Annotated in this window: 14 protein-coding genes; 13 read left to right on the forward strand and 1 reads right to left on the reverse strand. The window is 50.3% G+C overall.

The window, feature by feature from the left end; all coding sequences use genetic code 11:
• Positions 1-6: 6 nt before the first annotated feature.
• On the forward strand, positions 7-1,371 hold the full coding sequence (gene hisS / locus EL262_RS04750) for a histidine--tRNA ligase (RefSeq protein ID WP_078735589.1): 1,365 nt from the start codon (positions 7-9) through the stop codon (positions 1,369-1,371).
• Between the two features lie 158 nt (positions 1,372-1,529).
• Here the strand turns inward: hisS and pckA are convergent, their stop codons facing one another.
• Positions 1,530-3,137: a phosphoenolpyruvate carboxykinase (ATP) gene (gene pckA / locus EL262_RS04755; protein WP_025837040.1), complete on the reverse strand. Its 1,608-nt coding sequence runs from the start codon at positions 3,135-3,137 to the stop codon at positions 1,530-1,532.
• A gap of 632 nt (positions 3,138-3,769) precedes the next feature.
• Here pckA and EL262_RS04760 point away from each other — a divergent pair.
• From EL262_RS04760 to EL262_RS04815, 12 genes are all read left to right on the forward strand, one after another.
• The gene (locus EL262_RS04760; RefSeq protein WP_025837038.1) at positions 3,770-4,423 is read left to right on the forward strand and encodes a CoA transferase subunit A; all 654 of its coding nucleotides are present in this window, start codon (positions 3,770-3,772) and stop codon (positions 4,421-4,423) included.
• An 18-nt stretch (positions 4,424-4,441) separates the two neighbouring features.
• Entirely contained in the window at positions 4,442-4,822 is a 381-nt protein-coding gene (gene kal / locus EL262_RS04765) for a 3-aminobutyryl-CoA ammonia lyase (RefSeq protein ID WP_112319186.1), read from the forward strand.
• 18 nt (positions 4,823-4,840) lie between these two features.
• Entirely contained in the window at positions 4,841-5,668 is an 828-nt protein-coding gene (gene kce / locus EL262_RS04770; protein WP_036845416.1) for a 3-keto-5-aminohexanoate cleavage enzyme, read from the forward strand.
• 126 nt (positions 5,669-5,794) lie between these two features.
• The gene (gene kdd, locus EL262_RS04775; RefSeq protein ID WP_025837035.1) at positions 5,795-6,835 is read left to right on the forward strand and encodes an L-erythro-3,5-diaminohexanoate dehydrogenase; all 1,041 of its coding nucleotides are present in this window, start codon (positions 5,795-5,797) and stop codon (positions 6,833-6,835) included.
• A 6-nt stretch (positions 6,836-6,841) separates the two neighbouring features.
• Positions 6,842-8,083: a lysine 2,3-aminomutase gene (gene kamA, locus EL262_RS04780; protein WP_025837034.1), complete on the forward strand. Its 1,242-nt coding sequence runs from the start codon at positions 6,842-6,844 to the stop codon at positions 8,081-8,083.
• A gap of 118 nt (positions 8,084-8,201) precedes the next feature.
• The gene (gene kamB, locus EL262_RS04785; RefSeq protein WP_234983416.1) at positions 8,202-9,212 is read left to right on the forward strand and encodes a lysine 5,6-aminomutase reactivase subunit KamB; all 1,011 of its coding nucleotides are present in this window, start codon (positions 8,202-8,204) and stop codon (positions 9,210-9,212) included.
• A gap of 159 nt (positions 9,213-9,371) precedes the next feature.
• Positions 9,372-10,781, forward strand: a complete 1,410-nt coding sequence (gene kamC / locus EL262_RS04790) for a lysine 5,6-aminomutase reactivase ATPase KamC (protein ID WP_223191294.1) — start codon at positions 9,372-9,374, stop codon at positions 10,779-10,781.
• Between the two features lie 15 nt (positions 10,782-10,796).
• Positions 10,797-12,374 carry a lysine 5,6-aminomutase subunit alpha gene (gene kamD / locus EL262_RS04795; protein WP_025837032.1) on the forward strand — a complete coding sequence of 526 codons (1,578 nt, stop codon included), beginning with the start codon at positions 10,797-10,799 and terminating at the stop codon, positions 12,372-12,374.
• 12 nt (positions 12,375-12,386) lie between these two features.
• Positions 12,387-13,178, forward strand: a complete 792-nt coding sequence (gene kamE, locus EL262_RS04800; RefSeq protein ID WP_025837030.1) for a lysine 5,6-aminomutase subunit beta — start codon at positions 12,387-12,389, stop codon at positions 13,176-13,178.
• Positions 13,179-13,192: 14 nt separating this feature from the next.
• Positions 13,193-13,852 carry a 3-oxoacid CoA-transferase subunit B gene (locus EL262_RS04805; RefSeq protein ID WP_025837028.1) on the forward strand — a complete coding sequence of 220 codons (660 nt, stop codon included), beginning with the start codon at positions 13,193-13,195 and terminating at the stop codon, positions 13,850-13,852.
• 94 nt (positions 13,853-13,946) lie between these two features.
• A complete protein-coding gene (locus tag EL262_RS04810) occupies positions 13,947-15,152 on the forward strand; it encodes an acetyl-CoA C-acetyltransferase (protein WP_025837027.1) in 1,206 nt (401 codons plus the stop codon).
• A 790-nt stretch (positions 15,153-15,942) separates the two neighbouring features.
• Positions 15,943-16,968 carry a threonine aldolase family protein gene (locus tag EL262_RS04815; RefSeq protein ID WP_078735602.1) on the forward strand — a complete coding sequence of 342 codons (1,026 nt, stop codon included), beginning with the start codon at positions 15,943-15,945 and terminating at the stop codon, positions 16,966-16,968.
• The last annotated feature ends 24 nt before the right edge of the window (positions 16,969-16,992 follow it).

Raw genomic sequence — 16,992 nt, forward strand, 5'->3', positions numbered from 1 at the left:
TGAAGAATGGCACAAAAACCATCCATACCTAAAGGGACAAGAGACTTTTCGCCCGAAGAGATGGCGAAGAGAAACTATATATTCAATACGATCAGAGAGGTCTACAAGTCGTATGGTTTCAGAGAGATCGAGACGCCTGCTATGGAGAACCTCTCCACCCTCACGGGAAAGTATGGCGAGGAGGGCGACAAGCTCCTCTTCCGCATCCTCAATTCGGGCGACAGCCTCAAGGACTTCGATCGCAACGAACTCTTGACGATCACTCCGACCGAGTTTGCTGCAAGAGCTTGCGACAGAGGCTTACGCTACGACTTGACCGTACCCTTTGCACGCTTTGTCGTCCAACACAAAAACGAACTGACATTCCCATTCAAAAGGTATCAAATCCAACCTGTGTGGAGAGCTGACCGCCCACAAAAGGGTCGCTACCGCGAGTTTTTCCAATGTGACGCAGATGTCATCGGATCCGATTCACTCCTCCACGAGATAGAGCTGATCCAGATCATTGACAAGGTATTCGGTCGTCTCGGCATCCGCGTATCCATCCTCATCAACAACAGGAAGCTCCTCACAGCCATCGGACAAGTCATCGGTGCCGAAGATAAGATCGTGGATCTTACCGTAGCCATCGACAAACTGGACAAGATAGGTTGGGATGGCGTACATCAGGAGCTCCTCGCCAAAGGCTTTACAGAGGGGGCTATCGCAAGCCTCAAGCCGATCCTCGAACTATCGGGGACAAATACCGAGAAGCTGACCACCCTTGAAGAGTCACTCAAATCCTCCGAAGTGGGGATGAAGGGGATCGAAGAGCTCCGATACATCATGCGCAAGCTCGATCTCATACCTCTTCAAAATGAGGTCAAATTAGACCTTTCGCTCGCCAGAGGTCTCAACTATTACACCGGTGCGATCTTCGAGGTCAAAGCATTGGATGTACAGATCGGGAGCATCACGGGCGGTGGACGCTATGACGACCTCACCGGAGTCTTCGGAGAAAAAGGCATGTCGGGCGTAGGTATATCCTTCGGTGCGGATCGCATCTTCGATGTCCTCAACACCCTTGACCTCTATCCCGAGGAAACGAAGGGCGGATCGAGACTGATGTTTGTCAACTTCGGAGAGAAAGAGGAAGAGTACATTCTACCCCTACTCTACAAGATCCGTGAAGCCAACATCGCTGCCGAACTCTACCCCGAGTCGGTAAAGATGAAGAAGCAAATGAACTATGCAGATCAGCTCAGCATCCCCTACGTTGCATTCATAGGAGCGGATGAGATGGCAAACAACACCATCACGATCAAAGACATGAAGACCGGCGAACAAAAGAGCTGCACTTTCGAAGAGCTGATCACTCTGTTACGAGGATAAGCTGATCCAAAGACAACAATATAGTAAGGTCATCCATAATACTTTTATGGGTGACCTTATTTTTTGCTGTCATCCACGAACGAAAGAGAACGACAAAGGTCGCCTACGGAGCATTTCCGTAGACGACCTTTGTTTATTGCATGAGTTGTCCTTCTGAATCAGAGCTTCGGACCTGCAGCCACAAGAGCTTTTCCGGCTTCATTGCCCGTGAACTTATCAAAGTTCTTGATAAATCTCTGAGCAAGATCCTTTGCCTTTTGTTCCCACTGAGCAGCATCTGCATAAGTGTCACGAGGATCGAGGATCGTAGGATCCACACCGGGAAGAGCCGTTGGGACTTTGAAGTCAAAGTATGGGATTGACTTAGTCTCTGCCTTGTCGATCGAACCATCAAGGATGGCATCGATGATACCACGGGTATCCTTGATGGAGATACGCTTGCCTGTACCGTTCCAACCGGTATTGACGAGATAAGCAGTCGAGCCATTTGCCTCCATCTTCTTCACGAGCTCCTCAGCATACTTTGTAGGATGTAGGGAGAGGAATGCCGCACCGAAACAAGCCGAGAATGTAGGTGTAGGCTCAGTGATGCCACGTTCTGTCCCGGCAAGCTTTGCCGTAAAGCCGGAGAGGAAGTAATACTTTGTCTGCTCAGGAGTGAGGATAGATACCGGAGGAAGCACCCCGAACGCATCGGCAGAGAGGAAGATCACCTTCTGAGCATGCCCCGACTTGGATACCGGCTTGACGATGTTTTCGATGTGATAGATAGGGTAAGAGACACGGGTATTTTCGGTCACAGACTTGTCTGTGAAGTCGATCTTACCATCCTTGTCCACCGTGACATTTTCGAGAAGGGCATCGCGACGGATGGCGTTGTAGATGTCAGGCTCATTTTCCTTGCTTAGGTTGATCACCTTAGCGTAACAACCACCCTCGAAGTTGAATACACCATCATCATCCCACCCATGCTCGTCGTCTCCGATGAGCTGACGCTTGGGATCTGTGGAGAGGGTAGTCTTACCTGTACCCGATAGTCCGAAGAAGATCGCAGTCTCCTTACCATCCATGCTTGTATTTGCCGAACAGTGCATGGAGGCCATGCCATTGAGTGGAAGGAGGTAATTCATGTAAGAGAACATCCCCTTCTTCATCTCACCACCGTACCAAGTGTTGATGATCACCTGTACTTTTTCGGTAAGGTTGAAGACGACGGCAGTCTCGCTGTTGAGACCGAGTTCCTTGTAGTTGGTGACCTTTGCCTTCGAAGCATTCATAATTACAAAGTCAGGCTCACCAAAGTTCTTCAACTCCTCCTCGGTCGGACGGATGAACATATTGGTCACGAAGTGTGCCTGCCATGCCACCTCCATGATAAATCTCAACTTGAGGCGAGAGTTGGGGTTCGCTCCGCAGAACGCATCCACCACAAAGAGCTTCTTGTCTGACAGTTCCTTGGTAGCGATCTTTTTGATCTCCTTCCAAGCCTCTTCGGTCACGGGCTTGTTGTCGTTGGGGTACTCCGGAGAAGTCCACCAGATCGTGTCTCTCGTGGTGTCATCCATGACGAAGAATTTATCCTTCGGTGAGCGTCCTGTATAGTCACCAGTCATGACGTTGACAGCCCCCAACTCGGTGACCTGCCCGACTTCAAATCCCTTGAGATCTGATTTGGTTTCTTCATTGTAAAGTATATCATACGAAGGATTGTAGACGACCTCCTTCACATCTGTGATACCATACTTGTTTAGATCGATAGTTGCCATATTAAAGCGATATAAATGTGTTTGATGATTATTTAGTCACGACACCTTTCCCTTCAAAAGAAAAAGTCTACAAAAACACTGATTCTTTGCAATGTCTTTCAGGGCAAAGTTAGTTTTTTTTCATTACAAACCAAACATATTGCAGAATTATTTCCCCATTGATATTCTATCACGTGGCGACAGCTCTCGAAAGCCGATAGCCCCTCTTTGGGGTCACCTATTTTCTGTCGAGCCACAGAATAAATTCTGTCCTTACATCAGAACAAATTCTGTCACGCCACAGAAACCTTTCTGTTTAACGACACGAGACAGCAAGTTATACAGTTTGTTTTGTACAACAAGATAAAAATATGACAAACGTCTCATCACGACAGAACACAGAATACTATAAATCAAATACTTAAAACAAAACAACATAAATCCAATGGGCATCTTAAGGGAATATAAATAAAATCAAAAAGAGAGAAAAGAGAAAAATTTCTCTTTTCCTATCAAACTATTTTGGAAAGCAAAGACAAATCTTTATCTTTGCCACACTATTATCTCTATTTCGGTGAAAGGGAATATGGATAATGAAAAGACACAGATGTATTAACCCACCCTCCGTGAAAGGGACTATTGTAATTGCTACAATGACAGATAAGAAAACTACCGTACAAGAGGCGGTCTCCATGCTGCGTGACGGCATGACTCTCATGATAGGCGGCTTTTTGGGAAATGGCTCGCCTGAAAACATTATTGACGAGATCGTCCGTGTAGGACTCAAGGACCTCACCATCATTGCAAACGACACCAGCTACACCGACAAGGGACTGGGCAAGCTCGTGGCAAACCACCAGGTGAAGAAGCTCATCGTGACTCATATCGGTACCAATCCTGTCACAGGAGAAAAGTACAATAATAAAGATATAGAGATCGAGTTCGTCCCACAGGGGACACTCGCAGAACGTATCCGTTGTGGTGGTTCGGGTCTCGGCGGTGTCCTCACTCGCACGGGGGTAGGTACCATCATAGCCGAAGGCAAGCAATCGATGACCATCGATGGTGTCGAGTACCTCTTGGAGCTTCCGCTCCGTGCTGATGCAGCACTTGTCTATGCTACCAAGGGTGATGAATATGGCAACCTTGTATATATGGGTACGATGCAGAACTTCAACCCCCTTATGGCCATGGCAGCCGACCTTGTCATCGCAGAGATCGAGCACATCGTCCCTGCCGGTGAGATCTCCGTGGAGTCCATCCACACCCCACACATCATGGTGGACAAAATCGTGCAACATAATTAATTTCAACCCTATAAGAATATGAAATCAATGATTAGACTACGTATGAGCTCGGCTGATGCTCATTACGGTGGTAACTTGGTCGATGGTGCCAAGATGCTTCAGCTTTTTGGTGATGTTGCGACCGAACTCCTTATCGCCCAGGATGGTGACGAAGGTCTCTTCGTGGCTTATGACAATGTCGAGTTTCTCAACCCTGTATTCGCCGGCGATTACATCGAAGCGACAGGTGAGATCACCAAGGTCGGCAACACTTCTCGCAAGATGGTCTTCGAAGCGAAGAAGGTCATCCGCCCTCGTACAGACATTTCCGCTTCGGCTGCCGATGTCCTCGAAGAGCCTATCGTCGTGTGCCGTGCAAGCGGTACTTGTGTCGTGCCAAAAGAATGCCAACGCAAATAATATAAACACCGACAGACTATGGAAAAGCTAATCATCACTGCCGCTATCTGCGGCGCAGAGGTCACCAAGGAACAAAACCCTGCTGTCCCCTACACCGTAGAAGAGATCGTACGTGAAGCGAAAAGCGCATACGATGCCGGTGCAGCCGTGGTACACATCCACGTGCGCGAGGACGACGGGACGCCCACACAGAGCAAAGAACGCTTCAAAGAGTGTATCGATGCGATACTCAAGGAGATACCCGATGTCATCCTCATCCCATCTACAGGTGGTGCAGTGGGTATGACTGCAGAGGAGCGACTCCAGCCTACCGAGCTGTTCCCCGAAATGGCGACACTCGACTGTGGTACTTGTAACTTCGGCGACGAGGTGTTTGAGAACACCATGCCTATGATGCGAGCCTTCGGAAAGAGGATGATAGAGAACAACATCAAGCCCGAATATGAGTGCTTCGAGATGGGACACCTCGACACCATCGTCCGCATGGCAAAGAAGGGCGAAGTCCCCGGTGCACCGATGCAGTTCAACTTCGTACTCGGCGTCCCCGGATGTACTCCTGCGACGGTAGAGAACCTCGCTTGGCTCGTGCGCAACATCCCCGAAGGCTCTACATGGACAGCGACAGGTATAGGTCGTAGCGAATTTACCCTCGGTGCCGCAGCAATCGTCATGGGTGGTCATGTCCGTGTCGGATTCGAGGACAACCTATACATCTCAAAGGGTGTACTTGCAAAGTCCAATGGCGAACTCGTAGAAAAGGTCGTACGCATTGCCAAAGAACTTGGTAGAGAGATCGCGACACCTGCGGAAGCTCGTCGCATCCTCGGCCTTCCAGCCAAGCAGTAAAAGTCACACCTTGGCTCAAATATAGATCATCGACCCTTCCTCCCACTTCACCCGAGAGTGGAGAGGAAGGTATCGGTGGGTCTTCAATTAGATAGAAACTTTTTAATCACAACCCTCTATAAACTCATGAAGAAAGGAAATAAATACGGTACACACCGTGTCATCGACCCTGTGGGCGTACTCCCACAACCAGCAAACAAGATCGACAACAACATGGATGAGATCTACGACAACGAGATCCTCATCGATGTACAGACACTCAACATCGACTCGGCTTCGTTCACAGACATCAGTGCACGTGCAGGCGGTGATCACGCCAAGATCGCAGAGATCATGATGGAGATCGTCGAAAAGCAAGGTAAGCACCGCAACCCATGGACCGGCTCGGGCGGTATGCTCCTCGGAAAGGTAGAAAAGATCGGTTCGGCCCTCGAAGACAAGATCGACCTAAAGGTGGGTGACAAGATTGCTACCCTCGTTTCGCTCTCTCTTACTCCACTTCGCATCGACAAGATCAAAGAGATTCGCGCGGATGTAGACCAAGTGGACATCGATGGTAAGGCGATCCTATTCGAAAGCGGTATCTACGCCAAGATTCCTTCTGACCTCCCCGAAAAGTTGGCACTCTCTGCTCTTGACGTAGCAGGTGCTCCTGCGCAGACAGCTCGCCTCGTGAAGCCCGGCGATACCGTGGTCATCATCGGTGCAGGTGGTAAGAGTGGTATGCTCTGCTGCTACGAAGCGAAGAAGAGAGCAGGTGTGACAGGTAAGGTCATCGGTATCACTCACTCTGCAAAGAGTACCGAGCGTCTCCAAAAGCTCGGATTCTGTGACGAGGTATTCTCTGCTGATGCTACTCAACCTGTACCCGTACTCGAAAAGATCGAAGCACTCACCAACGGTCAGCTTGCAGACATCACCATCAACAACGTAAACATCCCTGATACAGAAATGACAAGTATCCTCATCACCAAGGATACAGGTGTCGTTTACTTCTTCTCTATGGCAACCAGCTTCACCAAGGCTGCCCTCGGTGCAGAAGGCGTAGGTAGCGATGTGACCATGCTCATCGGTAACGGTTATACCAAGGGTCACGCAGAAATCACGCTTCAAGAACTCAGAGAGTCTGAAGAACTTCGTAAGATTTTCACCGAACTTTACGCATAATCCGCCATGGTTGAAGGAAATAGAAAACTGTTCTTCCCGAATGTCTCGGACGAAGACTGGAACAATTGGCAGTGGCAGGTACGTAACCGTATCGAGACCCTTGAGGACCTCAAGAAGTACATCCAACTCACTCCCGAGGAGGAGGAGGGTGTGCGTGAGTCTCTCAAGACCATCCGTATGGCGATCACCCCATACTACCTCAGTCTCATCGATCCCAACGATCCACACGACCCCGTGCGCAAGCAGTCCATCCCTACCATCAATGAGCTACATATCAGTGCTGCTGATATCCAAGACCCATTGCATGAGGATGCCGACAGCCCCGTACCAGGCCTGACACACCGTTATCCGGATCGTGTCCTCTTCTTGATCACCGACCAGTGTGCGATGTACTGCCGTCACTGTACACGCAGACGTTTTGCAGGACAGAAAGACGCTTCGTCTCCACTCGAACGCATCGACAGATGTATCGACTACATCGCTCGTACGCCACAGGTGCGTGACGTCCTCCTCAGTGGTGGAGATGCACTCCTCGTACCCGACAAACGTATCGAGTACATCCTACAGAAGCTCAGAGAGATCCCTCACGTAGAGATCATCCGCTTCGGCTCACGCACCCCGGTCGTGATGCCACAGCGTATCACACCTGAGTTCTGCGAGATGCTGAAGAAGTATCACCCGGTATGGCTCAACACACACTTTAACCACCCCAATGAGATCACACCCGAAGCTAAGCTCGCTTGTGAGCGTTTGGCTAACGCAGGTGTTCCTCTCGGTAACCAAAGTGTTCTCCTCAGAGGCATCAACGACTGTACTCACGTGATGAAGAAACTCGTCCACGAGCTCGTCAAGATCCGTGTGAGACCATATTACATCTATGTGTGTGACCTTTCGATGGGTATCGGACACTTCCGTACTCCTGTGTCCAAGGGTATCGAGATCATCGAGAACCTCCGCGGACATACTTCCGGCTATGCAGTACCGACATTCGTCGTCGATGCTCCCGGTGGTGGCGGTAAGATCCCTGTGATGCCGAACTACCTCGTGTCTCAAGCTCCGGGTCGTGTCGTCGTACGTAACTACGAAGGCGTCTTGACCACTTACACAGAGCCAGAGGACTACAAGGAAGACTGTCACTGCGAAGATTGTCAAAACAAAAAGAAAGAAGGTGTGGCTGCCCTCTTGGCAGGTCAACAGCTCGCTATCGAGCCTAAGAACCTTGCTCGCTTCGAGCGCAACCAGCACTAAAGCGAGACTTTTGATATGAGGAGAGGAGACAGTGTGGAGTAGGTGTTTTTTGTTCTCTGTCCCCTCTCCTCTATCTCAAAAGTCCATAAAACCAACAAACAACGAAAAGTCTGACAGAGTGCCTTTCATAGACGACATATTGCGTTACCGCAGTGTTGCCATAGTGGGGTTGGCAAAGAATACGGGCAAGACCGTATGTCTCAACTATATTCTTCGCCGACTAAGCACCATGGATACCCCTGTCGCCATCACTTCCATAGGTGTCGACGGAGAGCATACCGACAGGGTCACCTCGACCCCCAAGCCACAGGTAACGATCTATAAAGGCATGACATTCGTGACATCGGAGGTGCATTACCTCCAGAGACAACTGGTCTCCGAGATCGTTGATGTGGGACGAAAGTACACTTCTCTCGGACGACTGATCACCGCCAATGTGATCCAGCAGGGGAAATGTCTCATCTCCGGCCCAGCAGAGACGATGGGTGTCAAAGCCCTCATCGATCAACTCTCTGCCCGAGGAATACAGACAACCCTTGTCGATGGAGCCTTGTCCCGAATGAGCTTGGCATCACCTGCCGTGACGGATGGTATCGTACTCGCCACAGGGGCGGCCTTCAGTGCCAACATCCCTCAGCTTGTCCGCAAGACTAAATACGTCAAACAGCTCATAGAGCTCCCCCGGGTACGCAAGGAATGGTTGCCCACACTGAGCTCACTCTCCTCAGGGATATGGGCAGTGGATGACGAAGGGAGCATACACGATCTGGAGATTCCATCGATATTCCTGATAGAGAAGAGAGAGAAGGATATATTCAGATATGGCACTCGTCTCTTTGTCACAGGAGCGATCAGCGACAAGCTACTCAACTTCTTGCGCCAACAACGCAAACAGGTCGAGCTCATAGTGTCGGACTTTACGAAAGTCTTTGCCACCCAAGAGGTCTACGATGCCTTCGTCCGTGAAGGCAACCGTATGCTGAGCCTGATGCATAGCAACCTCATTGCCGTCACGGTCAATCCATACTCTCCTGCGGGATTCTACTTAGACTCCGAGACTTTGAGAGAACAGATGAGCCGCGAACTCAATGTACCCGTCTATGACATTATGAAGATTACGTCTCCATAAGGTAGAAGAGTTGCTTCCCTCAGCAAAAAGAAAACACCAACGAGCAGAGCAAAGAAAAGAAGTTGTAGAAGGAGAGAAAGCGATGTCCCCAACTTTCGGAAAGAAGGCTTGAAATACAGAACGACCTTGGTCGGACTTATGATATAAGGACAACAGATGATGTTACTAAAGGATGCAATAAAGGAGATAACAGGGCTACGCTACATGGTCGATGAGCTGAACATACTCACATCGGCCGGCAGGCGTACACTCTTGGCACAGAAGATGATGACCGAAGAGGCAGATATCGAGGAGGCACTTGACCACCTTGGGCGGCTTTCGGCATGCTATGCCGATGGTGCAAACGAACAGCTCTTCTCCCTCCTTTCGACCCGCATGATGCAGTTGCACGACATCGCAAACACAATCAGGCATCTGAGCAATCGCAACGTCCTGACCGACATCGAACTCTTCGAGATCAAGTCCTTTTCGCTACTTGCGCAGGACATCATGCAGATGATCTCACCTCTGGGACTGACTTATCTCAGGATACCTGACCTCACGGTTGTGATAGACCTCCTCGACCCCGAGCAAAAGAGGATCCCCCACTTCTACATCTACGACAGATACTCCATTGTCCTGGCAGAGCTCAGACGTAGGATCTCCCTCATGATCAATAACAATGCTGATGAGGTCGAGATTGAAGATGTCCGTCATCAAGCGCAGCGAGAAGAAGACAAGGTGCGCAAGCACCTCTCTGCCAAGCTTGTCGAACATGCAGACGACCTTATGCTGGCTCTTGACACCTTGGCATACCTTGATATCCTTATCGCAAGAGCCGATCAAGGACTTGGGATGGGACTCGTGCGTCCGGAGATAGGGACAGGGGAGACAGAGTACAAGGGGCTTTTCCTTCCCCAACTCAAGGATTCGCTTGCTCAGCAAGGCAAGACTTTCCAACCTGTGGATATCCGGCTCTCACAGTCACCAACACTCATCATGGGCGCAAATATGGCAGGGAAGAGTGTCCTGCTTCGTTCGGTCGCCCTTGCACAAGCATTATTCCAGTTCGGCTGCTTCGTCCCTGCAAGCCGAGCGAAGATAGTCCCGGTCGAGAAGATATCTCTGTCCATAGGAGATGCAGAAGATACTTCGAGAGGACTTTCATCCTATGCGGCAGAGATGCTTCGTGTCAACGACATCATCCAAGCCGCTCTTCATGGGACACGCCAGTTGGTACTCGTCGATGAGCTGGCACGTACGACCAATCCCCAAGAGGGAAGCGCCATCGTCTGTAGTGTCTTGGACTTCCTTGCCGAGCACAAGGTCGCGGCTCTCGTGACCTCTCACTATGCCGTGGACACCCCTTGTCGGAAGTTGAGAGTGAAGGGTTTTTGCGAGCAAAAAGACCCAAACCACCAGATCAGCATCGAGAATATCAACAACTTCATAGACTATTCTTTGGAAGAAGCACAGGACGGCGAAGTACCGCATGAGGCGATCCGCATTGCCGAGATCATCGGCATAGCACCTCAGTTGCTCTCTCGCATCCACCAATACATTGACAAAGAAAACCCTCAAACATTATAAAGCATCAGCATTACTATGCAACAGCAAAGCAAATTAGGAATTGACTTTAAGGATGTAGATCGTGCGCGTGCCTCGGCTCGTAAGATCGCACTTGATGTACAGACGTTCGTAAAAGATTACACCACTGTGGCTGTGGAGCGTACCCTCTGTCGCCTCATCGGTATTGACAATGTCGATGCAGACGGTGTGCCTCTACCCAACGTCGTGGTAGATGACCTCAAGAACAAGAACTCTCTCGAGAATGGGATCTTGTTTTATCTGGCCAACGGTATCATCGCCACAGGTCTTACCCCACAACAATTGGCCGAAAAGGTGGCTTTCGAACAACTCGACCTCACCTCTTTCCCTTTCCATAGCCAAGAGGAGGTCACCAAGGCAATCATGCCTTTCATCGAAGCCAGCGTCGCTCGTATCCGCGAGAGAAGACACAAGAGAGAGCACTACATCGAGACCCTCGGTGAAGGTTCGCGTCCTTATCTCTATGTCATCGTCGCGACAGGTAACATCTACGAAGACGTCGTGCAGGCAGAGGCGGCAGCTCGTCAAGGAGCGGACATCATCGCTGTGATCCGTACGACAGGACAGTCCCTTTTGGACTACGTACCTTTCGGAGCCACCACAGAAGGTTTCGGTGGTACGTTTGCGACACAGGAAAACTTCCGCATCATGCGTAGTGCGCTCGACAAGGTGGGCGAAGAGGTCGGACGTTATATCCGTCTCTGTAACTACTGCTCGGGACTCTGTATGCCTGAGATCGCCGCAATGGGAGCACTCGAAGGTCTTGACGTTATGCTCAACGATGCCCTTTACGGTATCTTGTTCCGTGACATCAACATGAAGCGTACCCTTGTGGACCAGTACATGTCTCGTGTCATCAATGGCTTTGCAGGCGTTATCATCAATACCGGGGAAGACAACTACCTCACCACTGCCGATGCTGTCGAAGAAGCACACACCGTGTTGGCGTCGGACCTCATCAACGAACAGCTTGCACTCATGGCAGGTCTTCCCGAAGAACAAATGGGTCTTGGTCACGCATTCGAGATGGATCCCGAGCTCGAAAACGGATTCCTCTTCGAGCTTGCACAAGCTCAGATGACACGTGAGATCTTCCCCAAGGCACCACTCAAATATATGCCTCCCACAAAGTTTATGACGGGTAACATCTTCCGTGGTCACCTCCAAGATGCATTGTTCAATATGATCGGAATCTGGACATCACAAGGTATCCAGCTCCTCGGTATGCCTACCGAAGCGATCCACACTCCGTTCATGAGCGACCGTTACCTCTCCATCGAAAACGCCAAGTACATCTTCAACAACATGAAGTCCATCGGCGAAGAGATGTATTACAAAGAAGGTGGTATCATACAGACGAGAGCCAAGCACGTGCTTGCCAAGACCATTGCCCTGCTCCAAGAGCTCGAAGGTGAAGGACTCTTCATCGCTATCGAAAAGGGTAAGTTCGGTGACGTCAAACGTCCGCAAGACGGAGGTAAAGGACTTGCCGGTGTCTGCCTCAAAGGCGAACACTACATCAACCCATTCATTGAGATCATGAACCCCGGTACTAACAACAACAGCATACAATAAGCAACCAAAGATATGAGCGGAGGATTATACTCTACAGAGGCCAATGACTTTGACCAAACGCTGGACCTCACCAAGATTAAGCCATACGGCGACACGATGAACGATGGCAAGACTCAGCTTAGCTTCACCCTCCCTGTCCCTGCAGGAGACGAAGCCATAGAGGCTGCCAAGCTGTTGCTCAAGCAGATGGGCTTCAATAACCCTCAAGTCGTCTTTCACAGAGAACTGAAAGAAGGCTTCACTTTCTTCAACTGCTATGGCAGCTATACCAACACCATCGACTACACCTCCATCCACGTTCCCAAGGTCGAAGGAACAAAGTGGGATATGCAGGAGACCGACCAGTTCATCAAAGAGAACATCGGACGTCCCATCCGTGTCATCGGTGCGAGTACCGGTACCGATGCCCACACCGTAGGTATCGACGCGATCATGAACATGAAAGGCTTTGCCGGTCACTACGGACTCGAACGCTACGAAATGTTTGATACCCTTAATATGGGTAGCCAAGTCCTCAATGAAGACTTCATCGCAAAAGCCATTGAGATGAATGCCGATGCCCTCTTGGTGTCGCAGACCGTGACACAGAAGGATGTACACATCCACAACATGATCGAGCTTGTTGAAATGCTTGAGGCCGAAGGTCTCCGCGACAAGGTCATCCTCTGTGCCGGAGGTCCACGTATCTCTCATGAGTTGGCAAAAGAGCTCGGTTATGACGCCGGCTTCGGCATGAATACCTATGCTGATGATGTGGCTTCGTTTGTGGCTCAGGAGTTGGACAGAAGAATGAATAACAAATAATAAATCATAGATCTATGGATAAGAATCAGATCAGAGAAGTCATCGCAAGACGAGTGGCTCTTGAGCTCAAAGACGGAGATGTCGTCAATCTCGGCATCGGTCTCCCCACCCTCATCCCGAACTTCTTGTCCGAAGGCGTAGATGTCGTGCTACACTCCGAGAACGGTATGATCGGTATCGGTCCTACACCCGAAGCCGGCAAAGAAGACCCCTACTTCATCAACGCCGGAGGCGGTGCCATCCTTCCTGCCAAGGGGGCAGCCACATTCGACAGTGCGACCTCCTTTGCCATCATACGTGGCGGACACGTCGACATCAGCATCCTCGGAGCACTCCAGGTCGACGAGAAGGGCAACCTTGCAAACTGGAACATCCCTGGCAAGATGGTACCCGGCATGGGTGGTGCGATGGACCTTTTGACAGGTACACGCAAAGTCATCCTCGCCATGGAGCACACAGCCAAAGGTAAGGCAAAGATTATGAAGGAGTGTACCCTTCCACTCACCGCAGCAGGTCAAGTGGATATGATCGTCACCGAGATGTGCGTCATCAACATCACATCCGAGGGGCTTGTCGTCACCGAGATCCACCCCGAATTTACCAAGGAAGATGTCATCAACGCCACTGAAGCGACCCTCATCTTCTCTCCTGATTTGAAACCCATGTTGAGTTGATCACGACAAATACATAAACCTCATCCACTCTCCCAAGAGGAGACTGCGGATGGGGTTTATTTTGTGGATAAAACTATCTAAAACTATTATACTTATGAAGAAAGTGTATATCACAGCAGCCAAGCGTACCCCAATAGGCAAGTTTATGGGCGGTTTGGCATCGTTTCAACCCGGTGAACTCGGAGCTGAGGTCATCAAGCAGATCATCAAAGACACCGGCATCGATCCCAAGCACATCGATGCAGTCATCGCCGGTAATGTCCTCTCAGCAGGTCAGAAGCAAGGGGTGTCACGCCAATGTGCCATCAATGCAGGCATCCCACACGAAGTACCGGCTTACGGGATCAACATGGTCTGCGGTAGCGGTATGAAGGCCGTGATGAACGCCTATGCCGATATCCTCTGTGGTCTCGCTTCTGTCGTCATCGCAGGTGGTACAGAGTCTATGTCCAACGCAGGCTTCGTACTCCCCTCGAACGTCCGCCAAGGCTACAAGATGGGGGCACTCAATGCCGTGGACCACATGGTCAACGACGGTCTCACCGATGCCTTCCACAACTATCACATGGGGATCACAGCCGAAAATATCGCTGAGAAGTACCACATCACACGAGAAGAACAAGACAAGTTCGCCATCGCATCACAGACCAAAGCCATTGCTGCTGTCGACGGAGGGTATTTCGACGAAGAGATCGTCCCCATGAATATCGTCACACGCAAGGGGACTGAAGTCGTTGACAAGGACGAGTACCCCAACCGTGGTACCAGCCTCGAAAAACTTGGCACGCTCAAACCAGCCTTCAAGAAGGACGGAACAGTCACGGCAGGTAACGCATCGGGGCTCAACGACGGAGCATCGTTCGTGATGCTTGCAGACGAAGATGCTGTCAAGAAGTACGGTCTCACACCCCTTTGTGAAATTGTAGCCATCGGCACAGGCGGGGTCGATCCACAAGTCATGGGTCTAGGTCCTGTCCCTGCGATCAAACAAGCCCTCTCAAGAGCAGGTCTCAAGCTCTCAGACATGGAGATCATCGAGCTCAACGAAGCTTTCGCAGCGCAGTCACTTGGCGTAATCCACGAACTCATCGAAGAGTGTGGTGTGACACGTGAGTGGTTCGACGAACGCACCAATCTCCACGGCGGTGCCATCGCTCTCGGTCACCCTATCGGAGCATCGGGCAACCGTATCCTTGTGTCCCTCATACACGAGCTCAAACGCTACAACAAGACCCTCGGTCTCGCATCCCTCTGTATCGGAGGTGGTATGGGTACCGCGATTATCATCAAGAGAGTCTGATGGATATTTGAGAGAGAAAATATTTTTCTCCTTTACCGCAAAAACTCTGAACCCTCCGGCAGTGTCGAAAAATCCAACTTCGACACTGCCTTTTTATTTGCCCAAAGGATGCACACAGGACAAGACAACCTAAAGCCCCCCCATCCCTCCTATCCAAACAAGAGGGTGTTCCCCTTGAACAAATACTCGGGATGCGTGAGGTCAGCATGGAAGTCAAAGGTGAAAGGAGAATGAAGCTAGTAAAAACAGGAGACGAACAGAGGAGGTTAGCCGACTCTGTTCGTCTCTTTTTCGTGTGAACATCCCAAGGAGCAGACTCCCTTGGACGACGTCCTCACATGAGCACCTTACCTCCGAAAAGGCTCAGATATCAACGAGAGGACACTTCACACAACCTTTGAAGAAGTCATCTGCTCCATAAATCAAGACCCAGAGCCCCAATGCAGGGAGCATGACATAGGTGTGTTTCCCTTTGTTTTCATAATTGCAAGATCCCAACGCAGGGTCTATCACTAGAACCTCGAAAGGACTAACCTCACTACAATTATACAGACAAAAAGCGACAAAATCAAAGAAAAAGTAATAAAAAGACTCGAAAATCAAACTTTCTGATAAATTTATTTTTATACCCCATAATTCGTAAAAACACAGATTATAGAAAGACCGTATAATGACAAAAACGATCCTCTGAAACAGTGTTCATCCCTCTCCGGAGGATTTGTCGATCATAAGACGCCCATTGAGAGGATTTATGGGTATTTTTGTGGTAAGACTAAGGAAGATTAACGATATGCTACACTTCGACAGCGATTATATGGAAGGGGCGCATCCCGAGTTGATGCGTCGTCTGATGGAGACCAATCTTGAGCAGACTTCCGGCTATGGGACGGATGAGTACACCGAGAGGGCGAGACAACGCATCCTCGAGACTTGTGGACTGAAGCAAGGCAAGGTCTTCTTCCTCGTAGGTGGCACACAGACAAATGCAACGGTCATCGACGGTTTACTTGCTCATCACGAAGGGGTACTGGCAGCCGATACAGGCCATATCAGTGTGCATGAGTCGGGAGCAATAGAGGCTTCGGGACACAAGGTGCTTACTCTACCTTCGTATGACGGCAAGGTCAGAGCCGAGGATGTCAAGGGGTATATCACGGACTTCTACCGAGACGACTCATACGAGCACATGGTCGCTCCGGGGATGCTTTACATCTCTCATCCCACTGAGCTGGGGACACTGTATTCGTTGGCTGAGCTTGAGGCTTTGAGTACCGTTTGTCGAGAAGCCGACATCCCCCTCTATATGGACGGTGCAAGGCTTGGCTATGGGCTGATGGCCGACGGTACGGATGTGACCTTGGAGGATGTGGCTCGTCTGTGCGATGTCTTCTATATCGGTGGAACGAAAGTCGGTACGCTCTTTGGCGAAGCTGTTGTCGTGACACGGACGGATCTGCTACCTCACTTCTTCCCGCTTGTCAAGCAGCACGGTGCCTTGTTGGCCAAAGGCAGACTGTTGGGCATACAGTTTGAGACCATTTTCACAGATGATCTTTACTTCCGCATATCCCGACATGCCATACAGATGGCAATGAAGTTGAAGCAGGCATTCATAGCCAAAGGCCATGTGCCATACATCGACTCTCCCACCAATCAGCAGTTCTTCCGAATGCCCAACGAAGACATCGACCGTCTGATGCAGGTTGCTTCGTTCGAGCGGTGGGGGCCACGCGGAGACCAAGAGACTCTGGTACGCTTTGTGACCAACTGGGCGACACGAGAAGAAGCCGTGGACGAACTCATCCGCCACTTGTAAATACTACACCTTCGGACTGACGGG

The organism is Porphyromonas cangingivalis, assembly GCF_900638305.1.
In the GTDB taxonomy this organism is placed as follows: domain Bacteria; phylum Bacteroidota; class Bacteroidia; order Bacteroidales; family Porphyromonadaceae; genus Porphyromonas_A; species Porphyromonas_A cangingivalis.

What these genes read in the sequence shown, in the direction of transcription:
- kamE (WP_025837030.1), top strand. Translation starts at nt 12,387, where the DNA reads ATGAGCGGAGGATTATACTCTACAGAGGCCAATGACTTTGACCAAACG.
- kamD (WP_025837032.1), top strand. Translation starts at nt 10,797, where the DNA reads ATGCAACAGCAAAGCAAATTAGGAATTGACTTTAAGGATGTAGATCGT.
- EL262_RS04805 (WP_025837028.1), top strand. Translation starts at nt 13,193, where the DNA reads ATGGATAAGAATCAGATCAGAGAAGTCATCGCAAGACGAGTGGCTCTT.
- hisS (WP_078735589.1), top strand. Translation starts at nt 7, where the DNA reads ATGGCACAAAAACCATCCATACCTAAAGGGACAAGAGACTTTTCGCCC.
- EL262_RS04815 (WP_078735602.1), top strand. Translation starts at nt 15,943, where the DNA reads ATGCTACACTTCGACAGCGATTATATGGAAGGGGCGCATCCCGAGTTG.
- pckA (WP_025837040.1), bottom strand. Translation starts at nt 3,137, where the DNA reads ATGGCAACTATCGATCTAAACAAGTATGGTATCACAGATGTGAAGGAG.
- EL262_RS04810 (WP_025837027.1), top strand. Translation starts at nt 13,947, where the DNA reads ATGAAGAAAGTGTATATCACAGCAGCCAAGCGTACCCCAATAGGCAAG.
- kdd (WP_025837035.1), top strand. Translation starts at nt 5,795, where the DNA reads ATGAAGAAAGGAAATAAATACGGTACACACCGTGTCATCGACCCTGTG.
- kamC (WP_223191294.1), top strand. Translation starts at nt 9,372, where the DNA reads ATGTTACTAAAGGATGCAATAAAGGAGATAACAGGGCTACGCTACATG.
- EL262_RS04760 (WP_025837038.1), top strand. Translation starts at nt 3,770, where the DNA reads ATGACAGATAAGAAAACTACCGTACAAGAGGCGGTCTCCATGCTGCGT.
- kce (WP_036845416.1), top strand. Translation starts at nt 4,841, where the DNA reads ATGGAAAAGCTAATCATCACTGCCGCTATCTGCGGCGCAGAGGTCACC.
- kal (WP_112319186.1), top strand. Translation starts at nt 4,442, where the DNA reads ATGAAATCAATGATTAGACTACGTATGAGCTCGGCTGATGCTCATTAC.
- kamA (WP_025837034.1), top strand. Translation starts at nt 6,842, where the DNA reads ATGGTTGAAGGAAATAGAAAACTGTTCTTCCCGAATGTCTCGGACGAA.